Raw genomic sequence first — 19,521 nt, forward strand, 5'->3', positions numbered from 1 at the left:
ATTGAAAAAACTGTCTTGTCAAATACTAGGCATGAGAGGAGTGTCTGCTGCACCGCAATACAGACGCAGGAGCCACCCCGATGTCCGCCGCCCTGGAACAATTCAACCCCCAGCCCACCCTGTCGCTGCCGGCAGGCACGCCCGCCGACCTGATCGGCGAGTCCGCCCAGGTGTTCCTGGCCGAGCTCCACAACCGCTTCGAGCCGCTGCGCCAGGCCGCGCTGGCCGCTCGTCGCAAGCGCCAGGCCGAGTTCGATGCCGGCGCCCTGCCCGACTTCCGCGCCGACACCCGCGCCATCCGCGCCGGCAACTGGACCGTCGCCCCGCTGCCGGCCGCGCTGCAGGACCGCCGCGTCGAGATCACCGGGCCGGTCGACCCGAAGATGGTCATCAATGCCCTGAACTCCGGCGCCAACTGCTACATGGCCGATTTCGAGGACTCGACCGCCCCGACCTGGAGCAACCTGCTGACCGGCCAGCGTGCGCTGCGCGAAGCCGTCGCCGGCACACTGACCTTCGAAGGCAATGGCAAGCACTACGCGTTGAAGCCGCGCGACGAGCAGGCCGTGCTGATCGTGCGCCCGCGCGGCTGGCACCTGGACGAGAAGCACGTGCTGGTCGATGGCGAGTCGATGTCCGCGTCGCTGTTCGACCTGGGCCTGTTCGCGTTCCACAACGCCAGGACCCTGGCGGCGCGCGATCGCGGCCCGTACTTCTACATCCCCAAGCTGCAGTCGTCCGAGGAAGCCGCGCTGTGGCAGCAGGTGCTGACCCACATCGAAGCGGCGCTGGGCCTGCCCGAAGGGCAGATGAAGGTCACCGTGCTGATCGAGACGCTGCCGGCCGCGTTCGAGATGGACGAGATCCTGCACGCGCTGCGCAACCGCATCGCAGGCCTGAACTGCGGCCGCTGGGACTACATCTTCTCGTACATCAAGACGCTGCGTGCGCATCGCGACCGCGTGCTGCCCGAGCGCTCGCAGGTGACCATGGCCGAGCCCTTCCTGCGCGCGTACTCGGAACTGCTGATCCAGACCTGCCATCGCCGTGGCGCCCACGCGATGGGCGGCATGGCCGCGCAGATTCCGGTCAGCGGCGACGAGGAGGCCAACGACAAGGCGCTGGCCCGCGTGCGTGCCGACAAACTGCGCGAAGTCGCCGCCGGACATGACGGTACCTGGGTCGCGCATCCGGCGTTGATCCCGGTCGCGCGCCAGATCTTCGACGAACGCATGCCGTCGCCGCACCAGCACCATGTGACCCGAGACGAAGTCGTCGTGCATCGCGACGACCTGCTGAAGCCGTCGCTGGGCACGATCACGCGCCTGGGCTTCGAAGGCAATGTCGAAGTCTGCGTGCGCTACCTCGCCGCCTGGCTCGACGGTAACGGCTGCGTGCCGATCCACGGAATGATGGAGGACGCCGCCACCGCCGAGATCGCGCGCACGCAGCTGTGGCAGTGGCTGCAGCGCTCGAAGGACACCGACTGCGGCGCCGGCCAGCATTGCCTGCACCTGCACGACGGCACTGCCATCGACGATGCGCTGTTCGACCGCGTGCTGCTGAACCTGCCCTCGCGCCTGGCCGGCCAGGCCATCCCCGGCGCCAGCCGCGTCCCCGAAGCGATCGCGATGCTGGAAGCCCTGACGCACCGCGAGACGCTGGAGGAATTCCTGACACTGCCTGCGTACGCACGCATCTGAAGGCGGGCAGTAGGAAGCCGGGCATCGGGCATCGGAACAAAGCGGTTCCGGCATCCCGGGCGCTTCACGCCCATGCGCCTTCCCGGCTCCAGATTCCCAGCTTCAAATTCCGACTTTCGAATTCCCAGTTCCAGATTCCCCATTTCAACATCCCAATTCCGAAGGACTTCGCCATGAGCACGCAACAGCAACAGATCGACGCCCTGCAGCAGGACTGGAACACCAACCCCCGCTGGAACGGCATCCAGCGCCCGTACTCGGCGGCGGACGTCGTGCGTCTGCGCGGCAGCGTGCAGCCCGAACACACGCTGGCCAAGCGCGGCGCCGAGAAGCTGTGGGCCCTCATCAATGGCGATGCCAAGAAGGGCTACGTCAACGCGTTCGGCGCGATCAGCGCGGGCCAGGCGATGCAGCAGGCCAAGGCAGGCCTCGAAGCGGTCTACCTGTCGGGCTGGCAGGTCGCTGCGGACGGCAACACGTCCGAGACCATGTATCCCGACCAGTCGCTGTACGCCTATGACTCGGTGCCGACGATGGTGCGCCGGATCAACAACACCTTCCAGCGTGCCGACGAGATCCAGTGGAAGAACATCTGCGACGGCAAGGCCAGCCAGGCCGACGCGATCGACTTCTTCCTGCCGATCGTCGCCGATGGCGAGGCCGGCTTCGGTGGCGTGCTCAACGCCTATGAGCTGATGAAGAACATGGTCGTGGCCGGCGCCGCCGGCGTGCATTTCGAAGACCAGCTCGCAGCGGTCAAGAAGTGCGGCCACATGGGCGGCAAGGTGCTGGTGCCGACGCAGGAAGCAGTGCAGAAGCTGGTTGCTGCGCGCCTGGCGGCCGACGTCCTCGGCGTGCCGTCGATCGTGCTGGCGCGTACCGACGCCGAGGCTGCGAACCTGCTGACCTCCGACTTCGACGCCAACGACAAGCCCTTCGTCACCGGCGAGCGCACCGCGGAAGGCTTCTACAAGGTCCGCAACGGCCTCGAGCAGGCGATCTCGCGCGGCATCGCCTATGCGCCCTATGCCGACCTGGTCTGGTGCGAGACCGGCACGCCGGACATCGGCTTCGCCCGCGAGTTCGCGCAGGCCGTGCTGGCCAAGCATCCCGGCAAGCTGCTGTCGTACAACTGCTCGCCGAGCTTCAACTGGAAGAAGAATCTCGACGACCGCCAGATCGCCCGTTTCCAGGACGACCTGTCGGCGCTGGGCTACAAGTTCCAGTTCATCACCCTGGCCGGCATCCACATCAACTGGTTCAATAGCTTCCAGTTCGCCCACGACTACGCCCGCGGCGAAGGCATGAAGCACTACGTCGAGCAGGTCCAGGAAAAGGAATTCGCCGCACGCGAGAAGGGCTACACCTTCGTCTCGCACCAGCAGGAAGTCGGTGCCGGCTACTTCGACGACGTCACCACCGTCATCCAGGGCGGCGCCTCCAGCGTCACCGCGCTGACCGGCTCGACCGAAGAAGAGCAGTTCTACACCGACGAGAAAGCCGCCGCCTGATACAGGCGCAGGGCGGAACCGGAAGGGGCGGCCATTGGCCGCCCCTTCTCATTTGCCAAACGTGTGGCGGGTCTAGACCCGCGCTACGCGATTGCTTTGTAGAGGCGCGAGACGCGCCCTACTTGCGTACGTCCTGGGTGTGGGTCTTCAGCGCATCGGCCAATCCGGGGACGCCGTCGGCGCCGGTCGGGACGGTGATGCTGGAGCCCTTGAGTTCGTCGCCGATCGGCTGCGCGCGACCGCCCAGGCATTGGCCGAGGAAGCCTTCGGCCACTGCGTTGAACGCCTTGTTGTTCTCCGGGCGATGGAAGCCGTGGCCTTCGTCGGGGAACAGCACGTAGGTGACCGGGATGTTTTTCGCGGTCATGGCGTTGACGATCTGGTCGCTCTCGTCCTGCTTGACGCGCGGGTCGTTGGCACCCTGGCCGATCAGCAGCGGCTTCTTGATTGCATCGACACGGGTCAGCGGCGAGCGCTCGGTCAGCCAGGCCTTGCCGGCTTCGGTGCGCGGGTCGCCCATGCGGCGCGCAAGCTGCTCGAAGAAGCTGGCCCAGTACGGCGGCACGGTCGCAAGCAGGGTGTTGAGGTTGGCCGGGCCGACGATGTCGACACCGCAGGCAAACGCGTCGGGGGTGAAGGTCAGGCCGACCAGCGTCGCGTAGCCGCCATAGCTGCCGCCCATGATCGCGACCTTGTCCTGCGTGGTCACGCCTTCCTTGACGGCCCACTGCACGGCATCGATCAGGTCGTCGTGCATCTTGCCGGCCCATTCGCCGTCGCCGGCATTGGTGAACGCCTTGCCGAAGCCGGTCGAGCCGCGGAAGTTGACGCCGAGCACGGCGTAGCCGCGGTTGGCCAGCCACTGGTCGTAGCCGCTGTAGCCATAGCTGTCGCGACCCCAGGGGCCGCCGTGGACCAGCAGCACCAGCGGCACCGGAGCGTCGGCCTTGCCGTCGTTGTTGGCATCGGCATGCTTGGGCAGAGTCAGGTAGCTGACCAGAGTCTTGCCGTCGCGCGAGGTGATTTCCTGCGGCCACATCGGGACCAGCGGCTTGCCGTCCAGCGCCGGCCGGCCGGAGAACAGCTTGGTCAGCTTGCCGCCGTCGGCGCGGTCGTAGCGGTAGTATTCGACCGGGGATTCGGCCGCCGAGTAGGCGACGATCCAGGTCTTGTCGTCGAGCGTGCGCGTATTGACCGAGGCCTCGCCGGGACCGATCGCCTTGAGCTTGTCGAGGTCGGCCTTGATGCTGTCGTCGAGCGTCTTCCACTCCTCGCGCAGGTAATTGACCGAGACCGCCTGCAGCTTGCCGGTACGCGGGTCGCTGATGCCGCCGCCGATGTCGGCGCGGGCATCCTCGTGCACGAGGGTCTTGTTGCCGGTCGCGGTGTCGACTGCGAACAGCGCCGCCGTGTTGCGGCCGCGCGAATCGCTGAGGTACAGCGTACTGCCGTCATCGGTCAGCCCGGTGATGCTCGTGGTCATGACGTCCTCGAACGGCACGTCGTCCTGCTTCTCCCACGCTGTGCCGTTGCGACGAAGCACGTCCATGCCGCCATCGGGACGGCTGCGCGTCGCATAGCGCAATGCATAGTCGCCATCGACGACATAGCCCGCGATCTGCGAGGTGTTCTTCTCGACCAGCGTGCGCGCACCGGTGACCAGGTCGACGCTGTAGAGATCGTGCCATTGCGCGTCGCGGTCGTTCATGCCGACCAGGATCGTCTGCGGATTGCGGTGGCTGACGCCTGCAACCTGGGCGGTGGTTTTCTCGAAGGGCGTCAGGTCGCGGCTCTCGCCGGTCGTCAGGTTGACCGCGTGCAGATGGAAGTTCTCGTCGCCGCCGTTGTCGCGCAGGTACAGCAGGGTGTCGGGCTGGTAGGACCAGAAATAATTGCGAATGCCGCGGGCGGTATCGTTGGTGATCGCCTTGGCGGCGTCGAGGTTGTCGGCGGGCGCGATCCAGACGTTCTGGGTGCCGTTGACCGGTGCGATCCAGCTGATGTACTTGCCGTCCGGGCTCAGCTGCACGCCGGCGCGTTCCGGGTTGCCGAACAGCGCTTCGCGCGGGATCAGTTCGACGTCTTCAAGCGTGACGGGTTTGGCGGCCGGGGCGTTGGCGGTGGCCGAGGTGTCGGTGGACGACGGGTTGCTGCAGGCGGCCAGCGCCAGGGCAAGGCCGGAAACAAGAAGGGTGCGCTGCATGGGTGATCCAAGGGCAAGGGCGGTGCAGCCACGCTACAGAGGCCTGAATGGCCGAATGTTTGAAGATCGTTAAACAGGCGGGTGACTGACGGCAGGGGTTGCCACGACAACAGCGGCGCGACGGACCCTTATCCGTTGGTGTGGGTTTATCAGTCCGGCGGTCAGGAATCTTCGTGTTCCATCCTTCGATACGCCAGCGCCTCCGTCAGGTGCGGGGTCTGGAGGTCGCGACTGTCGGCCAGGTCGGCGATCGTGCGTGCTACCCGCAGGATGCGGTGCATCGAGCGTGCTGACAGCTGCAGCGCGTCGATCGCGCGTTCGAGCAGGGCCTGGTCGGTCGGGGCCAGCCGGCAATGCGCCATGGTCGCGGGCTGGTCGAGGGCGGCGTTGATGCAGTTGCTGCGCTGCAGTTGCAGCGTGCGCGCCCGTGCGACGCGTGCGCGGATGTCGGCGCTGGCTTCGCCATCGGGGCCGTCCGGTCGCAGGTCGGCCGGCGGCAGGCGCGGCACGGAGACGTGCAGGTCGATGCGATCGAGCAGGGGACCGGAAATGCGCGCGCGATAACGCTGGATCAGGTCGCGTGTGCAGCGACAGCGGCCGGAGGTGTCGCCGGCCCAGCCGCAGGGACAGGGGTTCATTGCCGCGACCAGTTGGAAGCGGGCCGGGAATTCGCTCTGGCGGGCAGCGCGCGAGATGGTGACGACGCCCGACTCCAGCGGCTCGCGCAGCACTTCGAGGGCGCGGCGATCCCACTCCGGCAACTCGTCGAGGAAGAGCACGCCATGGTGCGCCAGCGAGATCTCGCCGGGGCGTGGTTCGGCCCCGCCGCCGACCAGGGCGACCGCGCTGGCGGTGTGGTGCGGCGCGCGGAACGCGCGGGTGCGCCAGCGCGCGGGGTCGACGCCGCGACCGCTGACCGACGCGACCGCAGCGGCTTCCAGCGCCTCGGCCTCGCTTGCCTCGGGCAGCAGGCCCGGCAGGCGCGAGGCCAGCAGGGTCTTGCCGCAACCGGGTGGACCGACCAGCAACAGGTGGTGTCCGCCAGCGGCGGCGATCTCCAGCGCGCGACGGGCATGCGGCTGGCCGCGGACATCGCGCATGTCCGGCCCGAGAACCGGCAGGCAGCGGGGCGCGACGGCGGTCGGCAGGGTCTTGGCGCCGTTGAGCATCGCGCAGACCTGGAGCAGGGTGCGCGCCGTCAGCACCTCCAGGCCGGAGGCCAGCGCGGCTTCCTCGCCGTTGGCGGGTGCGACGACCAGCCGGCGACCAGCCTGCGCCGTCGACAGGGCCGCGGGCAGGACGCCATCCACGGGCCGCAGTTCGCCGGTCAGTCCGAGTTCGCCGATGAACTCATGGTTGGCCAGGGCCTCGACCGGGATCTGGCCGCTTGCGGCGAGGATGCCGAGCGCGATCGGCAGGTCGAAGCGGCCGCCCCCCTTGGGCAGGTCGGCTGGCGCGAGGTTGACGGTGATCCGCCGGGCCGGGAATTCGTACTGCGCGCACTGGATCGCGGCGCGCACGCGGTCCTTGGCTTCGCGCACCGCGGCTTCGGGCAGGCCGACGATCGACATCGACGGCAGTCCTCCGGACAGGTGCACCTCGACCTGCACCGCCGGCGCGCGCACGCCTGCGCGTGCACGTCCGTGCACGAGCGCAAGTCCCATGGTGGCGTGCGCCTAGTGCTGGGCGGGTGTGTCGGCGGTGCCGGCCTGCCGGGATTCGAGATCCTCGACCAGCCGTTCCAGCGCTTCCAGCTTCTCGCGCGTGCGCAGCAGCACGGCCCGCTGGACGTCGAACTCCTCGCGCGTCACCAGGTCGAGCTTGGCCAGGCCGGACTGCAGCACGGCCTTGAAGTTCTCCTGGATCTCCTCGCGGCTTTCACGCAGGCCCGGTGGCACCAGGCCGCTGAGGCGTCGGGCGAGATCGTCGATATGGCTGAGGTCGATCATGGCGTGGCTCCTGCGGATGATGCGTGACAGCTTCGCGCGATCGTCGTGTAGGGACAGTCGGCGCGGCCCGCGGCCGGTCGTAGGGGAAACCCGACGGCCGGGGGCGCTATCCTACAGCACCCGCCAGTGCCGCCCGGTATGCTGGCCCTGCCCTACTGGAGACACCTGTCATGAAGATGGTGATGGCGATCATCAAGCCGTTCAAACTCGACGACGTGCGCGAAGCGCTTGCCGAGGCGGGCGTGGCCGGGATCACCGCGACCGAGGTCAAGGGCTTCGGGCGCCAGAAGGGCCATACCGAGCTGTACCGCGGCGCCGAGTACGTGGTCGACTTCCTGCCCAAGATCAAGCTGGAGGTCGCGGTGACCGACGAGCAGGTCGACACCGTCACCGAGGCCATCCTGAAGGCGGCCGGCACTGGCAAGATCGGCGACGGCAAGGTGTTCGTCTACGACCTGGAGCGCGTGGTGCGGATCCGCACCGGCGAAATGGACGGCGACGCGCTGTAGCGGACGCGATGCGGCCGGCGCATTGTCGCCGGACCGCCACGCCAGGCCCGCCCCGACCCTGCTGCGACCGTGCGGTCGCCTGTGCCGAGCCATCTCCTTGCCTGGCCGCCCGGGCTGCGGATCCGGGCTGTCATCGGACTGTCACATGCGCTGTCGATGATGTCGCGCTGGATCCCGGCAGGACGCGTCATCGCATGACCATGAATCGCGACACCGACATGGCGGAATACACCCGCCTGCTGCAGGCCGAGATCCTGGACGACCTCGATGAAGAACTCGAGATGGAGGTCGACGACGTCCGCCTGGACGCGCTGGTCGACCGCAACGGCGGCGGCGATGCCTCGGGCTATTCGCGCAGCCACTATTTCCGCGAGCTGCTGCGCCTGCAGGGCGAGCTGGTCAAGCTGCAGGACTGGGTGGTCTATCGCAAGCTGAAGGTGGTGGTGCTGTTCGAGGGCCGCGACGCCGCCGGCAAGGGCGGTGCGATCAAGCGCATCACCCAGCGGCTGAACCCGCGCATCTGCCGCGTCGCCGCGCTACCCGCGCCGAGCGAGCGCGAGCGCACGCAGTGGTACTTCCAGCGTTACGTCTCCCACCTGCCGGCCGGCGGCGAGATCGTGCTGTTCGACCGCAGCTGGTACAACCGGGCCGGCGTCGAGCGGGTCATGGGTTTCTGCAGCGATGACGAGCGCGAGGAGTTCTTCCGCAGCGTGCCTGAATTCGAGAAGATGCTGATCCGCTCCGGCATCATCCTGATCAAGTACTGGTTCTCGATCACCGACGACGAGCAGCACCGTCGTTTCCAGATGCGCATCCACGATCCGCTGAAGCAATGGAAGCTGTCGCCGATGGACCTGGAGTCGCGGCGTCGCTGGGAGGCCTATACCAAGGCCAAGGAAGAGATGATCGAGCGCACCCATATTCCCGAAGCGCCGTGGTGGATCGTCGAGGGCAACGACAAGAAGCGCGCGCGGCTGAACTGCATCCATCACCTGCTGGCGCAGATTCCCTGCGGCGAGATCGTGCACGAACCGGTCGAGTTGCCGGCGCGCGTGCACCATCCCGATTACCTGCGTAACCCGGTGCCGCAGCAACTGGTGATCCCGACCGTGTACTGAGAACCGTTCACGATCTTGCTGCGCCAGCCAGCTGGCGCGTGTACGGTGCTCGAAAGAACCGCCAGGAGCGGTTCTTGACATCGCGGCAGCGATGGCCCGAAGGGTGGCCACCACGGACGGTGGCTACAAATGCTCATGTATCCGCACATACACTGCGCTTTCTGTGCTCCGCCACACACCATCTGCCGGCGCTCGCGAAAGATCGGGAACAGATTCTGAGCTGTACGCCCGGACTGCGGCGCTGGCATCATGGGCGGATGTATTTTTCCAGACCACGCACGCCGGCTGAGAAAATCGGCCTCTCCATTGCCAGCGCGACCGGCCTATACGGCATCTCGTTCGGCGCGCTCGGGGTCGCTTCCGGCCTGGATGTCTGGCAGACCGTTGCGCTGAGCCTGCTGATGTTCACCGGCGGCTCGCAGTTCGCCTTCATCGGCGTCGTCGCTGCCGGCGGTACTGGAGCCGCGGCGTTCGGTGCGGCCAGCCTGCTGGGCGTGCGCAACATCGTCTACGGCATGCAGGTCAACCGCATGCTGCGCCCACGCGGCTGGAAGCGTCTGGCGGCGGCGCAGGTCACGATCGACGAATCCACCGCGACGGCGTCTGGCCAGGTCGATCCCGACGAGCAGCGGCGTGGCTTTTGGACCGCCGGTGTCGGCATCTTCGTGTTGTGGAACCTGTTCACGCTGATCGGCGCACTGATCGGCGACGTCATCGGCGATCCCCGGCAATGGGGCCTCGATGGTGCGGCAGTGGCCGCCTTCCTCGGCCTGCTGTGGCCGCGCCTGCGTTCGCGCGAGCCGGTGGCGATCGCGGTGGTCTGCGCCTTGGCGACGGTCATCGCGATTCCGCTGGTGCCTGCCGGCGTGCCGATCCTGGTCGCCGCCCTGGTCGCCGGCGTCTGGGGCTGGTGGGCACCGCCGGAGGCGCGCCGGGTGTCGCCTTCCGAAGGGGAGACCGGCTGATGTCGCTCTGGAGCTGGATCCTGCTGGCAAGCCTGGCGGCGTACCTGATCAAGTGTGCCGGCTACCTGGTGCCGGCGCGTTGGCTGGAGAGCCCGCGGATGACGCGCGTCACCGCGGTGCTGACCGTGGGCCTGCTGGCGGCACTGACGGCCAGCAACGCCTTCGGCGCGGGCGATGGCATCGCCCTGGATGCGCGGGCCGGCGCCCTGCTGGCGGCGGCCGTCGCGCTGTGGCGCGGCGTGCCGTTCCTCGGCGTCGTGGTGATCGGTGCGCTGGCGGCCGCGCTGCTGCGTTTGTTTGGGGTGTCGTGAGGGGAAAGGATGCGTGACCCCATCCCGCGGCCTCCACGATTCGGTGGCCATGACGCTACCCCGCCTCGACTGTAAATCCTGCTTGGATCTCCACGGAAGCTCTCGAGGGCGCCGTAGCTCTACCTGCCCGGCACGAAGTGGCGCCTGGCCGGGAATGGATTTAGGCTTTAGGGTCAGACACGAAAGGAAGCAAACAATGAAGCAGTTCATTCTGGCGGCATTTCTTACCCTGGCGTTGCTGTCGCCCGCCATTGCCAACGATCTCCCCGCCAACACCAGCGCGCGTGCAATCCTGACGCAGCAGCAGGACATCCGTGCAGATGCCCTTGCCGGAAAGGGGCGCTACAAGGACATGGACCAGAAAGTCCGCCAGGACCTGTTTGCAAAGCAGGACATCGTCAAAGGACTGCTCGAGGGCAGGGAACTGACGAGCGAACTGTCGCAGCTGGACCAGGTGACCCTGTTCAACTCGCTGGAGGCGATCAGCGCGATCGTCAACAAGGCGGAAGACGAGCGCATGATCTGTCGCCGCGAGCGCACCACGGGCAGTCATCGTGCCCAGAATGTCTGCAAGACCGTCGCCCAGATTCGCAAGGAACGCGATATGGCAGAGTCCGTCATGGGGTCGCGTGACGTGCGGTGCTCGGGCAAGTGCGAATCAGCCGCGGAAGGCTGGTAACACGTTTTTGCCAGTGCAGGGCCTGGCGCAGTCGCAAAGGACTGCGCGGCCCGTTTGTTTCATCCGGCCATCACCGGGTGTACCGATCTGCTGATCAGCCGGCGAGCGCTTCCTGCACGAACGGCGGCAGCACCTGCGCGGCCTTGTGCATGTCGGCGGTGTAGTACCTGGTCGCGAACGACTTCGCGGCGGCATCGTCGCTGCGGAAATCGAAGCCCTGGCCCTTGCGCGCCAGCGTGCAGCTCCACCAGCCGGTGGGATAGCACGGCTGTGGGAACGGCAAGGTCTGGAACGTCGTGAAGCCGGCCTTGCCCATCTCGGCGCGCATTTCCTTGATCAGGTCCAGCAGTACCAGCGGGGATTCCGACTGCTGCACCAGGATGCCGTCCTCCTTCAGCGCGCGGAAGCAGCTCGCGAAGAACGCCTTGTTGAACAGGCCTTCGGCCGGGCCGACCGGATCGGTCGAATCGACGATGACGATGTCCAGGCTGCCCGGGGCGCAGTTGGCCATGTAGGCGATGCCGTCGTCGAACAGCAGCTCGGCGCGCGCGTCGCCGTTTGAGTCGCAGAGTTCGGGGAAGTACTTCTCCGACATCCGCGTGACCTGCTCGTCGATGTCGCACTGCACGGCCTTCTGCACGCCCGGATGCTTGAGCACTTCGCGCAGCGTGCCGCAGTCGCCGCCGCCGATGATGACGACGTTCCTGGGATCGGCATGCGTGTACAGCGCCGGGTGCGACATCATCTCGTGATAGAGAAAGTTGTCGCGCGTGGTCAGCATCATCGCGCCATCGATCAGCATGACGTTGCCCCAGTCTGTGCTCTCGTAGATCTCGATCTTCTGGAACGGCGACTGGACCTCGTCGAGCTTGCGGGTCACGCGGAAGCCGATCGAAGAGCCGGCGGGTTCGAAATTCTCGTGCAGCCAGGTGGTGGCGGTCATGGCAACGTCCTGTGTGGCGGGGCGGCCGTCATCGTCGGCCTGCGCTGGGCCGCGCATTGTAACGGAGCGCGATGACAGCCCCGATAACGGGCCTCCAAGCCCGGGGCAGCAGGCGCGGAACGCATCCGGGGCGCGGGACGGAGGATCGGCCTGCCGGCGTGCAGCCCTCCCGGCGATTGGGCATCATCGAGGCATCGCCCCGGAGGATGCCCCATGCCCCACTACGGCAAGTACCGCGGAACCGTCGTCAACAACCTCGACCCCGAGCAGCGCGGGCGGCTGCAGGCCGTGGTGCCCGACGTCCTCGGCCTCACGCCCTCGGGCTGGGCGCTGCCCTGCCTGCCGCCCGGCGGACTGCCCGCCATGCCGGAGATCGACAGCCATGTCTGGATCGAATTCGAGGGCGGCGACCTCGACGCGCCCATCTGGTGTGGCGTGTTCTGGAGCGATGCGTCGCAGACTCCGGACGCCCTGCGCCAGCCTGCGTCGCCCGACACGCTGTCGCTGCGCACCCGCGACGGGGCCGGTATCGAGATCGGCCCGGCAGGGGTCGTTGTCGACAACGGCAGGGGCGCGCGGATTGCACTGCGCGGCCCGACCGTGTCGATCAACAACGGCGCACTGGACATCACTTGATGGGGACGCCCGTGCTGACCGCCACGACGGTCCCGATGTGCGCACACGCGGGCACCGGCATGCCGATCCCGGGCAATGCCCGCGTCCTGCTGTCCGGCGCGCCGATCCTGTGCGTCGGCGACCATGTCCTGGTGAATCATTGCCAGCTCGACCCGACCCAGGGCCCGCCGCCCTGCACGTCGATCCGGACCCACGGCTCGGCTCGCGTCACGGCATCGGGTCGGGCGGTCGCGATCGCGTCGGGTGCGGTGTCCGAACCCAATGGCTCGCCCACCTTCATTGCCGTGTCGCAGGAGCGGGTACTGGCGGGGTGAGGGGCCAGACGCGGCTCAGGGCGTCGCGGCCACCACACTCTGGGCAGCGCCATTGCTCGCGCCTATGGCGCCAATCGACGACAGGTCGATGCCTTCGATGCAGGCCAGGTTGAATCCGAACTCGTTGGGCACGCTGCGCCGCTGATGGTGTGTGTAGATGCCGCAGATGCTGCAGAAGTAGTGTTTCGCGATCCTGGTATTCCACTGGTACAGGCTGAGCTTGTCCTCGCCGCGCGTGACCCGCAGGCGATCGAGCGTCACGCCGGCCATGATGGCGCCCTTGCGGCTGCAGATCGAGCAGTTGCAGCGGCGGATGTTCTCGAACCCGTCCAGCAGGTCGACCTCGAACTCGACGGCCTTGCAGTGGCAGGTGCCTTTGACGGTTTGCATGGGATGGACTCCGGGCCTGTGGTGGAGATCAAGTCTGCTCGCCAAGCGGCTGCGGCTTGATCGGGTGGATGGATTGCACGGGTCGTCGCCACAAGGCGACGGAAAAGCACGCAACCGCAAGCAAGGGCCAGCCAAAACACACGATGCGGAACGCAAGCGCACCGCCCGTCGTCATGATAAGCGCCAATGACGCAAGGCTGCCGCAGATCAAGCCCGCCCATGCGACGGGACGGCTGACCGTCAGTCGCCCGCGAAGAAAATCGTAATAGAGACGCCAGGCCGTGATCAGCCCGAACCAGCCCGCTGCCATGGTGATCGACAGGGCGACGCTGGCGCGCAGATGCTCATGTCGCTGCAATGCGTCAACCACGAACATCGTGCCGGGAATCGACCAGAAACATGCTGCCAACGTGCTTGGTACAAGCACCATGATGGCAATCGATCGTAGTGCGATGGTGTGCAAGTGGGGGCGGGCGTCAGTTCGACAGGTCGATCTGCATGGGAAGGCTGTCATCGAGTCAGAACGCAGACTCTAGCTGGATGACCCGTGAAGTTGAACAGAGGCATTGAGTGCGGGTCTATCCCGCCTTCAGCGGGCCGGCGATCTTGTACGTACTGAGGATGACGCCGGCCGGCGTCGCCTGCGTGCTGACGAGCACGAACGATTGCGCCGGGGTTCCTTCCGCGAACAAGCGCTTCCCCGTTCCCAACAGCACAGGCGAGACGATCAGCACGACCTCATCCGCAAGCCCATGCTCGAGCACCGCTGACGTCAGCGTGGAGCTGCCGGAGAGAACCAGATCCCGGCCATCCTGCGACTTGATGCGCCGAATCCCTTCGACGATGTCTGGTCCCAGACGTTCGGACGGCCCCCAGTCCAGACTGTCCGGACGATGGGTGACGACATACTTCGTTGCGGCGTTGAGGCGATCCGCGATCGGACTGCCCGGAGCCTTGGGCCAGAAGGCCGACCAGATGTCGTAGGTGCGCCGGCCCAGCAGCAGGTCGAAGCGTTCGCCATGCGCCGCCAGTACCGCGTCCCGGCCGGCCGGGGTCCGATAAGGTGCGGTCCAGTCGCTGTAGGGGAAGTCGTCCCCATCCGCGGAGTGCTGGATCACGCCGTCCAGCGAGATGTGTTCAATGATCTTGAGCTGTCTCATTTCAGTCTCCGTATCGTCCGGGTCGCGCCTTCGATTGATGTACAGGCAACCCGGCCTGTATCGACACGACGAGTCGGGACGCTGGCTTTCGACAGTGGGAGGTCAGGCGTCGCCATCGGTGTCAACCCTGGCCGGCTTGCACCTCAGGACCAGGCCCAAGCGCCGAACTGGCGCAGGCCGGGATCGGCCGGATCGCTAGGTCCCCCGAGGATCACTGGCGGCAGCGGGCAGGCAGAGGATGAACAGCCAGAGAAGGAGGGTGGTGACCAGTATGGAAGCGGGTGCCTCGGTCGCATTGGGCGGATCCAGGAAGAAGCAGCATGCCGGCCACCATGCGGAAGCGTCGCCAGTGCCCAGGTCGATGGGGGCCCAGAAGGATGCCGCGGCGGCGCAGCGGAACAGCACGCGGAGCCATCGCTGTGGGACGCCTTTCGTCAGAAACCAAATGGCAGCAAACACGACGGCAAAGATGACGCCGAAGATGCCATACAGCACGACGGGTAGCTGCGAATAGTCCGATGCCAAGGCGGGCATCGGGCATAGCAGCAAGGCCAGGCCCGCATATGTTCCGTAGGCACGGGTCATGGGTCTCGTGCGCGACGATTGCCTCGACCAGGCCGACTCCGGGAGTGGCGTCGCGTCGGATGAAGCATTGGACTTCCCAGGCATCCACCTGCTCCCGTCCTGATCAGCGGCATGTATCACCTGGTGACTTCAGTAACTCGCCCACAAGAAGCAGCAACGGAACGAAGAGGCGTCGGCTTGAATGCACTGGCAGGGTGCAATCTCAACATTTGAAGAAGAAATTGACGAACGCCAAAGCGAATCCTCCTGCCCATACGAGTACCATCCCGGAAAATCCAAGCGTGACAATCGCAAGGCGTGACGGCCAGCGCAGGCCACGTGAACGTCGGGCAAGACAGACAAGCAGCAGGCCGCCGGCGATGACAGCCATGGCAACGACCAGCCAGCCAATGACATCGACGAGTGGATCCTTCTGGCCGAATCCAGGCGGGCACTGGCGCGTTGCATGTACAGGTGCGGACAGGAGCAACAGCGCTGCGAAGAATCCTCCGGGGTCTGAACGAAACCGTGAAAATGGCATGTGCCTTGTCCTCTGGGTCAAGCCAGTCCACGAAGCGGGTTCGGTTGAATGAACCGTCAGACAGAGAACAGGTTCTCAAGCTCGTTGGCGCGTTGGACGGTCATTTCCAGCCTGCACGATGCCTCATGGATCTCTGCCGCGACCCCGCCATCCGGATAGGCATAGACCTTGCAGTTCGCGTCACGATACTGAATCCACAATCTCTGCGCTGCAAGCAGTGCTTTCCTGCGATCTCCGGTGACATGCGCAGTGAGATTCCGGTAGGCATCATTCAGCCTGGCATCTTGCCGGGCATGCTCGTGGACGAGGCAGTCATGCACGTCTGTCGTTGCATCGCCTGAACTGTCCATGCAGGAAATATAGTGTTGACTGTAGAGACCCTCCGCGTGCGCGGAGAGGCAGGTGCAGCACAGAGAAAGAGCGGCAAGTATCCATCTGGTCACGCAACGGCTCCTGGTAGTGACGCCCGGCAACGCACATCTTCGACGCTCCCCGCTTGCATGCCTGGAAGCCGGCATGGGCACCGACAACGCCCTGGTGCAGGAACCACGGCAATCCAGCAGGCGTTACCCGTCGGCTCCTGCGCCTTGTCAGGTCGATTGCAGGAGGCAACACCCATACCGACCAGCAAGCGTCCGGGCGCGATGCTCGCGGTCAGCCAACTCTATCGGAGCGTTGGAACGATTGCAGCAATATCCAACGTCAAACATCAGGCCAGCGGACCGGCTGACCATCCAAACAGTCAGGTCGTCGAGAATCTTCCTGTCGGGGCCGACGATCCCAGCGGGATCACGAGAGGAGTCCATACATGACCTATTCGGCGGATGAAGGCGCGCGGATACGACTCAGGGGCCCGCCGCCGGCCTCTCGGCTGGTGAAGAGGTGTCCGGAGTATTCTGCTGCGGCTTTGCGTTCAAGTTGTCCATGTCCGAAAAGATCAGCCACGGCTCGCCGGGCGCACGATGCAGAATCAGGGTGAACTTTCCCATGTCACCGGATTTGCTGCCATAGCTGTACGCACCGATGATGTAGCCGATCGTGTCTGCGGCGAAAAAGGCGAGCGGGCGTAGTCGCAGTGGGCCGCCGTCTTCGCCTTCGTAGGCTGCCTGGATGGCCGGGCGTCCCTGGATTGGAGCACGATAACTCTGCAGCAAGAACCCGTCCTCCGCAAACAGTGACGCGAGGGCCGTCGTGTCTCCCGTGCGCCATGCGTGCTCATAGTCGCGAAGCACTCGATCCAGCTCAGGCGGCAACGCGACATCCGGAAGCGCTCGATCCGCGGCTGGCTGCGAGACGTTCTGCGCAGGCAGTGAGTTCGTCACCAACATGAGGCTGAAAGCGACGGCAGCGAGGATGTAGTGGCTCATGTTTTTCAATCCCACTTTTCTGTCAGATCCATCCAGCACCTGCGTTGAGCTAGGCCGCGAGCGGAGTCGGCGTGAACAAATGGCTGGGCTCTACCGCGCGTTCTCGACCGCTTTGCGCAATGCCGCACGAGCGAGAAGTCGCGTCGAGTCCAATGCCGGAAGCGCGGAGTTGCCGTCGTTGATGATCAGCGGGATCTCCGTGCATCCAAGAACGACTGCGTCGCAGCCGCGATGCTTCAACTGCTGGATCACTTGCTGAAAATAAGCGGTAGTTTCCGGTTTGAAGACGCCATAGACCAGCTCATCCATGATCAAACGACCGATCTCGTCGCGCTCGGCGTCGGTTGGGCGCACGTACTCCAGTCCCTGTGCGTGCAGCTGCTCAGGATAGACATTGCTGGCAACCAGCCACTTGGTCCCTGTAAGGCCAAGGCGGCCGTAGCCCTTTGCAGCGGCCTCGGAAGCCACAACCTGTGCAATGTTCAGCCAGGGCAGCGGAGATGCTGCGGCAACCTGTGCGAACGCCTGGTGGATGGTGTTGTCCGGGCAGATCAGGAAGTCTGCCCCTGCGGCGGCAAGTTTCCGGGCTGAAGCAAGCATCAGCGCTGCGACGCCATCAAGATCGCCGGCATCCAGACATGCCACGTACTCGGCAAGAGAGGCCGAGTGCAAAGAGACCTCGGGATGGGCGTGCGGCCCCAACAGGGGCGCACCTTCTGCGCAGATGGTGCGATAGCAAAGTGCGGCACCTTCGGCAGAACATGCAACGATGCCAATATGGAGTGGAGTTTTCATTGTGCTGATTGTAAGGCCAGAAGCTTGGGTTGAGCTGACACGCGAAGCAATGTCAGCTTGAGTGAACTGCTCCGCGGCATCTCGCCTGCAATCAGTGCTCCTGCCCCACACGCTTAGCCTCGGCAGTGCCACGGCCGCCGATCCGGGAATAGGTGATGACCTCGGCTGCCCCATCTTGCGATGAAATGGTTTTGATGATGATTCCGCTATCGGGGCCTACCAGTTCATCGTTTGACACATACAGTGGTTCTCGATGTCCGTCTCCTCGGTCGAAGATGAGGCTGCCGTCCTTGGCCGAGCTGATCCTGAAAGGCGCGACACCGGCGATATCAGTGAAGCGGTAGGTGCCCTCGAAATTCGCAGCAACGGCAGGATCTTGCTGATCGCGCTTCATCACTGTCGAGGGCATGGTGTCAGGCCAGTGATAGTGGTCGGCGATGCTGCGAAGAAGCTCCGCAATGAGAGGCTTCGCGTTGTCCGAGTTGGCCATGATGGCTGCACCTTGGCATGTTTCGGGATAGAGGATGAGGGACGAGTTGTAGCCTTCATTCGCACCATCGTGTCCGAAATGACGGGACTTTCCCTCGCCGCCCACTACAAATCCTATGCTGCGCGGTCCGATATGTGCATTCGCCATCTGGCTGGCGAGCGCCGGCTCAAGCATGGCATCGGGCTCTTCGTTAACAGCCTTCGCACAGCTAGGCCGAACCTCGCCAGATCGGGTGCTGTGCTCCACAAGCTGGCAGCCGCCAGTTCCGGATAAACATGCCACCCAACCGGAACCATCGTGCCATCCGCAACATGGCCTGACGCCACATTCCCACCTACGGAAGGCTCCGCAAAACCACTCTGGGCCATGCCCGCCGGGACCAAGACCTCACTGTCGATGATCCTTTCAAAGCTCTTGCCTGTTTTCTCGGTCATCAAAAGTTGGGCAACCAAGTAGCCGCCCCCCGAGTAGCGCCAGTCCGAGCCGGGCACATAAGCGACCTGAACCGGTTTCGGCCGTGCCGGCGTGACTCCGTCAAGAGTCTGGATCAGTGTTGGCACAGGTTCGCCATGGGGATACCCGCCATATCCGCCAGGAACCAAGCCGGCGCTATGGCTGAGAATGCCACGCAGCGTAACCGGGTGCCCATCAACGAATGGACTTGCAGGCACCTTCCAGCTTTGAAGTTCAGCGTTCACATCACTATCGAGCGAGAGCAGCCCCTGCTCCACCAGTCGTAGAGCGGCCAATGCAGCGACCGGCTTTGTCACCGATGCGGCTTGAAAAAGCGTATCGCTTCGTACGCCGATGCCGTTCTTGCCAGTGATGCCGAAGCCATGGCTATCGACGATTTCGCAGTTGTTGATGACTGAGACGCTTATGCCTGGGACCTTCCATCGCTCCATGCGCTCGGCAAGAGATAGCTTTCTGTCAGAACCGTTCTCAAAGACCACCGCCCGGCGCAATGTGTTGGCATAGGCGGGAGCGGTTTGATCTGCGTGGGCTGCCTGAACGAGAACGCAAGGGGATGCTGCCATGATCAAAACGGAAAGAACTTTCGCCGCAAATTGCATTTTCTTCACTAGATTTGGGTGGGCCATAAACTGTCCTTGCCACATAACGCCTGAATTAAGCCGACCCGCGGAGCGGGTTCGGCTTGAATGAATTGTTAGGCGGCATCAGCGATTGTCCAGCCGCCTGTTGAAGAGCTCATTGTTGTCCTCGGGCGCCAAGTCTGCATCAAGAATTGCTCGGCACGCTTGGACTACCGCAATGCAGTCCGGGCAGGTGATTTGGCCAATGCCCTCGTCAATGCCGTCTGCGTCCGGGTGAACTTCTGAGCTGCAGAGGGCAAAACACTCGGATCCGATGCC

23 protein-coding genes are annotated in these 19,521 nt (G+C 65.0%); 9 read left to right on the forward strand and 14 right to left on the reverse strand.

Going from position 1 to position 19,521, the window contains the following annotated elements; translation table 11 throughout:
* The first annotated feature begins 80 nt into the window (after positions 1 to 80).
* Both aceB and aceA read left to right on the forward strand, forming a co-directional pair.
* Positions 81 to 1,703, forward strand: coding sequence for a malate synthase A (gene aceB, locus ACYX7E_RS03240; RefSeq protein ID WP_462079121.1), 1,623 nt, complete (start codon positions 81 to 83; stop codon positions 1,701 to 1,703).
* Positions 1,704 to 1,876: 173 nt separating this feature from the next.
* Positions 1,877 to 3,214 (forward strand): isocitrate lyase, encoded by a 1,338-nt coding sequence (gene aceA / locus ACYX7E_RS03245; RefSeq protein WP_462079122.1) that lies wholly within the window; start codon positions 1,877 to 1,879, stop codon positions 3,212 to 3,214.
* A 118-nt stretch (positions 3,215 to 3,332) separates the two neighbouring features.
* On the opposite strand, the gene ACYX7E_RS03250 is transcribed toward aceA, so the two are convergent.
* The 3 genes from ACYX7E_RS03250 to ubiK all read right to left on the reverse strand — a co-directional run bounded on the left by ACYX7E_RS03250 (position 3,333) and on the right by ubiK (position 7,366).
* On the reverse strand, positions 3,333 to 5,417 hold the full coding sequence (locus tag ACYX7E_RS03250; protein ID WP_462079123.1) for a S9 family peptidase: 2,085 nt from the start codon (positions 5,415 to 5,417) through the stop codon (positions 3,333 to 3,335).
* Positions 5,418 to 5,578: 161 nt separating this feature from the next.
* Positions 5,579 to 7,081, reverse strand: a complete 1,503-nt coding sequence (locus ACYX7E_RS03255; protein ID WP_462079124.1) for a YifB family Mg chelatase-like AAA ATPase — start codon at positions 7,079 to 7,081, stop codon at positions 5,579 to 5,581.
* A 12-nt stretch (positions 7,082 to 7,093) separates the two neighbouring features.
* Positions 7,094 to 7,366, reverse strand: coding sequence for a ubiquinone biosynthesis accessory factor UbiK (ubiK, locus tag ACYX7E_RS03260; protein WP_462079125.1), 273 nt, complete (start codon positions 7,364 to 7,366; stop codon positions 7,094 to 7,096).
* Between the two features lie 170 nt (positions 7,367 to 7,536).
* Here ubiK and ACYX7E_RS03265 point away from each other — a divergent pair, with 170 nt between their 5' ends.
* The 5 genes from ACYX7E_RS03265 to ACYX7E_RS03285 all read left to right on the forward strand — a co-directional run bounded on the left by ACYX7E_RS03265 (position 7,537) and on the right by ACYX7E_RS03285 (position 10,948).
* Positions 7,537 to 7,875 (forward strand): P-II family nitrogen regulator, encoded by a 339-nt coding sequence (locus ACYX7E_RS03265; RefSeq protein WP_462079126.1) that lies wholly within the window; start codon positions 7,537 to 7,539, stop codon positions 7,873 to 7,875.
* A 194-nt stretch (positions 7,876 to 8,069) separates the two neighbouring features.
* On the forward strand, positions 8,070 to 8,993 hold the full coding sequence (gene ppk2, locus ACYX7E_RS03270; protein ID WP_462079127.1) for a polyphosphate kinase 2: 924 nt from the start codon (positions 8,070 to 8,072) through the stop codon (positions 8,991 to 8,993).
* 257 nt (positions 8,994 to 9,250) lie between these two features.
* Positions 9,251 to 9,958, forward strand: a complete 708-nt coding sequence (locus ACYX7E_RS03275; RefSeq protein ID WP_462079128.1) for an AzlC family ABC transporter permease — start codon at positions 9,251 to 9,253, stop codon at positions 9,956 to 9,958.
* Complete coding sequence (locus ACYX7E_RS03280; protein ID WP_462079129.1) at positions 9,958 to 10,269, forward strand: AzlD domain-containing protein; 312 nt, start codon at positions 9,958 to 9,960, stop codon at positions 10,267 to 10,269. Before ACYX7E_RS03275 ends, ACYX7E_RS03280 begins: the two co-directional genes overlap by 1 nt.
* A 196-nt stretch (positions 10,270 to 10,465) precedes the next feature.
* Positions 10,466 to 10,948 (forward strand): hypothetical protein, encoded by a 483-nt coding sequence (locus ACYX7E_RS03285; RefSeq protein ID WP_462079130.1) that lies wholly within the window; start codon positions 10,466 to 10,468, stop codon positions 10,946 to 10,948.
* A 94-nt stretch (positions 10,949 to 11,042) separates the two neighbouring features.
* Here ACYX7E_RS03285 and speE read toward each other — a convergent pair whose 3' ends face one another.
* Positions 11,043 to 11,891 (reverse strand): polyamine aminopropyltransferase, encoded by an 849-nt coding sequence (speE, locus tag ACYX7E_RS03290; protein ID WP_462079131.1) that lies wholly within the window; start codon positions 11,889 to 11,891, stop codon positions 11,043 to 11,045.
* Positions 11,892 to 12,104: 213 nt separating this feature from the next.
* Here speE and ACYX7E_RS03295 point away from each other — a divergent pair, with 213 nt between their 5' ends.
* Positions 12,105 to 12,527, forward strand: a complete 423-nt coding sequence (locus ACYX7E_RS03295) for a phage baseplate assembly protein V (protein ID WP_462079132.1) — start codon at positions 12,105 to 12,107, stop codon at positions 12,525 to 12,527.
* Entirely contained in the window at positions 12,527 to 12,841 is a 315-nt protein-coding gene (locus ACYX7E_RS03300) for a hypothetical protein (RefSeq protein ID WP_462079133.1), read from the forward strand. The genes ACYX7E_RS03295 and ACYX7E_RS03300 overlap by 1 nt, the downstream gene beginning before the upstream one ends.
* A 15-nt stretch (positions 12,842 to 12,856) precedes the next feature.
* Here the strand turns inward: ACYX7E_RS03300 and ACYX7E_RS03305 are convergent, their stop codons facing one another.
* The 10 genes from ACYX7E_RS03305 to ACYX7E_RS03350 all read right to left on the reverse strand — a co-directional run bounded on the left by ACYX7E_RS03305 (position 12,857) and on the right by ACYX7E_RS03350 (position 19,248).
* The gene (locus tag ACYX7E_RS03305; protein ID WP_462079134.1) at positions 12,857 to 13,231 is read right to left on the reverse strand and encodes a GFA family protein; all 375 of its coding nucleotides are present in this window, start codon (positions 13,229 to 13,231) and stop codon (positions 12,857 to 12,859) included.
* Between the two features lie 28 nt (positions 13,232 to 13,259).
* On the reverse strand, positions 13,260 to 13,694 hold the full coding sequence (locus tag ACYX7E_RS03310) for a hypothetical protein (protein ID WP_462079135.1): 435 nt from the start codon (positions 13,692 to 13,694) through the stop codon (positions 13,260 to 13,262).
* Positions 13,695 to 13,809: 115 nt separating this feature from the next.
* Positions 13,810 to 14,391: a dihydrofolate reductase family protein gene (locus tag ACYX7E_RS03315; RefSeq protein ID WP_462079136.1), complete on the reverse strand. Its 582-nt coding sequence runs from the start codon at positions 14,389 to 14,391 to the stop codon at positions 13,810 to 13,812.
* A 195-nt stretch (positions 14,392 to 14,586) separates the two neighbouring features.
* The gene (locus ACYX7E_RS03320) at positions 14,587 to 14,976 is read right to left on the reverse strand and encodes a hypothetical protein (protein WP_462079137.1); all 390 of its coding nucleotides are present in this window, start codon (positions 14,974 to 14,976) and stop codon (positions 14,587 to 14,589) included.
* A gap of 202 nt (positions 14,977 to 15,178) precedes the next feature.
* Positions 15,179 to 15,496 carry a hypothetical protein gene (locus ACYX7E_RS03325; protein ID WP_462079138.1) on the reverse strand — a complete coding sequence of 106 codons (318 nt, stop codon included), beginning with the start codon at positions 15,494 to 15,496 and terminating at the stop codon, positions 15,179 to 15,181.
* A 56-nt stretch (positions 15,497 to 15,552) separates the two neighbouring features.
* Positions 15,553 to 15,846, reverse strand: coding sequence for a lysozyme inhibitor LprI family protein (locus ACYX7E_RS03330; protein ID WP_462079139.1), 294 nt, complete (start codon positions 15,844 to 15,846; stop codon positions 15,553 to 15,555).
* Positions 15,847 to 16,341: 495 nt separating this feature from the next.
* Complete coding sequence (locus tag ACYX7E_RS03335; protein ID WP_462079140.1) at positions 16,342 to 16,863, reverse strand: YybH family protein; 522 nt, start codon at positions 16,861 to 16,863, stop codon at positions 16,342 to 16,344.
* A 90-nt stretch (positions 16,864 to 16,953) separates the two neighbouring features.
* The gene (locus ACYX7E_RS03340; protein ID WP_462079141.1) at positions 16,954 to 17,658 is read right to left on the reverse strand and encodes an aspartate/glutamate racemase family protein; all 705 of its coding nucleotides are present in this window, start codon (positions 17,656 to 17,658) and stop codon (positions 16,954 to 16,956) included.
* 91 nt (positions 17,659 to 17,749) lie between these two features.
* On the reverse strand, positions 17,750 to 18,322 hold the full coding sequence (locus ACYX7E_RS03345; protein WP_462079142.1) for a hypothetical protein: 573 nt from the start codon (positions 18,320 to 18,322) through the stop codon (positions 17,750 to 17,752).
* Positions 18,262 to 19,248: a serine hydrolase domain-containing protein gene (locus ACYX7E_RS03350; protein WP_462079143.1), complete on the reverse strand. Its 987-nt coding sequence runs from the start codon at positions 19,246 to 19,248 to the stop codon at positions 18,262 to 18,264. Before ACYX7E_RS03350 ends, ACYX7E_RS03345 begins: the two co-directional genes overlap by 61 nt.
* Between the last annotated feature and the right edge of the window lie 273 nt (positions 19,249 to 19,521).

The sequence above is a fragment of the Luteimonas sp. RIT-PG2_3 genome, from assembly GCF_054902115.1.

Excerpts from the sequence above, each read along its gene's own strand:
- ACYX7E_RS03345 (WP_462079142.1), bottom strand. The coding sequence starts at position 18,322 with ATGCTTGAGCCGGCGCTCGCCAGCCAGATGGCGAATGCACATATCGGA.
- ACYX7E_RS03320 (WP_462079137.1), bottom strand. The coding sequence starts at position 14,976 with ATGACCCGTGCCTACGGAACATATGCGGGCCTGGCCTTGCTGCTATGC.
- ubiK (WP_462079125.1), bottom strand. The coding sequence starts at position 7,366 with ATGATCGACCTCAGCCATATCGACGATCTCGCCCGACGCCTCAGCGGC.
- ACYX7E_RS03250 (WP_462079123.1), bottom strand. The coding sequence starts at position 5,417 with ATGCAGCGCACCCTTCTTGTTTCCGGCCTTGCCCTGGCGCTGGCCGCC.
- ACYX7E_RS03295 (WP_462079132.1), top strand. The coding sequence starts at position 12,105 with ATGCCCCACTACGGCAAGTACCGCGGAACCGTCGTCAACAACCTCGAC.
- ACYX7E_RS03275 (WP_462079128.1), top strand. The coding sequence starts at position 9,251 with ATGTATTTTTCCAGACCACGCACGCCGGCTGAGAAAATCGGCCTCTCC.
- ACYX7E_RS03305 (WP_462079134.1), bottom strand. The coding sequence starts at position 13,231 with ATGCAAACCGTCAAAGGCACCTGCCACTGCAAGGCCGTCGAGTTCGAG.
- ppk2 (WP_462079127.1), top strand. The coding sequence starts at position 8,070 with ATGACCATGAATCGCGACACCGACATGGCGGAATACACCCGCCTGCTG.
- ACYX7E_RS03340 (WP_462079141.1), bottom strand. The coding sequence starts at position 17,658 with ATGAAAACTCCACTCCATATTGGCATCGTTGCATGTTCTGCCGAAGGT.
- ACYX7E_RS03325 (WP_462079138.1), bottom strand. The coding sequence starts at position 15,496 with ATGCCATTTTCACGGTTTCGTTCAGACCCCGGAGGATTCTTCGCAGCG.
- ACYX7E_RS03300 (WP_462079133.1), top strand. The coding sequence starts at position 12,527 with ATGGGGACGCCCGTGCTGACCGCCACGACGGTCCCGATGTGCGCACAC.
- ACYX7E_RS03350 (WP_462079143.1), bottom strand. The coding sequence starts at position 19,248 with ATGGCCCACCCAAATCTAGTGAAGAAAATGCAATTTGCGGCGAAAGTT.
- aceA (WP_462079122.1), top strand. The coding sequence starts at position 1,877 with ATGAGCACGCAACAGCAACAGATCGACGCCCTGCAGCAGGACTGGAAC.
- ACYX7E_RS03315 (WP_462079136.1), bottom strand. The coding sequence starts at position 14,391 with ATGAGACAGCTCAAGATCATTGAACACATCTCGCTGGACGGCGTGATC.
- ACYX7E_RS03335 (WP_462079140.1), bottom strand. The coding sequence starts at position 16,863 with ATGAGCCACTACATCCTCGCTGCCGTCGCTTTCAGCCTCATGTTGGTG.
- ACYX7E_RS03255 (WP_462079124.1), bottom strand. The coding sequence starts at position 7,081 with ATGGGACTTGCGCTCGTGCACGGACGTGCACGCGCAGGCGTGCGCGCG.
- ACYX7E_RS03285 (WP_462079130.1), top strand. The coding sequence starts at position 10,466 with ATGAAGCAGTTCATTCTGGCGGCATTTCTTACCCTGGCGTTGCTGTCG.
- speE (WP_462079131.1), bottom strand. The coding sequence starts at position 11,891 with ATGACCGCCACCACCTGGCTGCACGAGAATTTCGAACCCGCCGGCTCT.
- ACYX7E_RS03330 (WP_462079139.1), bottom strand. The coding sequence starts at position 15,846 with ATGGACAGTTCAGGCGATGCAACGACAGACGTGCATGACTGCCTCGTC.
- ACYX7E_RS03265 (WP_462079126.1), top strand. The coding sequence starts at position 7,537 with ATGAAGATGGTGATGGCGATCATCAAGCCGTTCAAACTCGACGACGTG.
- ACYX7E_RS03280 (WP_462079129.1), top strand. The coding sequence starts at position 9,958 with ATGTCGCTCTGGAGCTGGATCCTGCTGGCAAGCCTGGCGGCGTACCTG.
- aceB (WP_462079121.1), top strand. The coding sequence starts at position 81 with ATGTCCGCCGCCCTGGAACAATTCAACCCCCAGCCCACCCTGTCGCTG.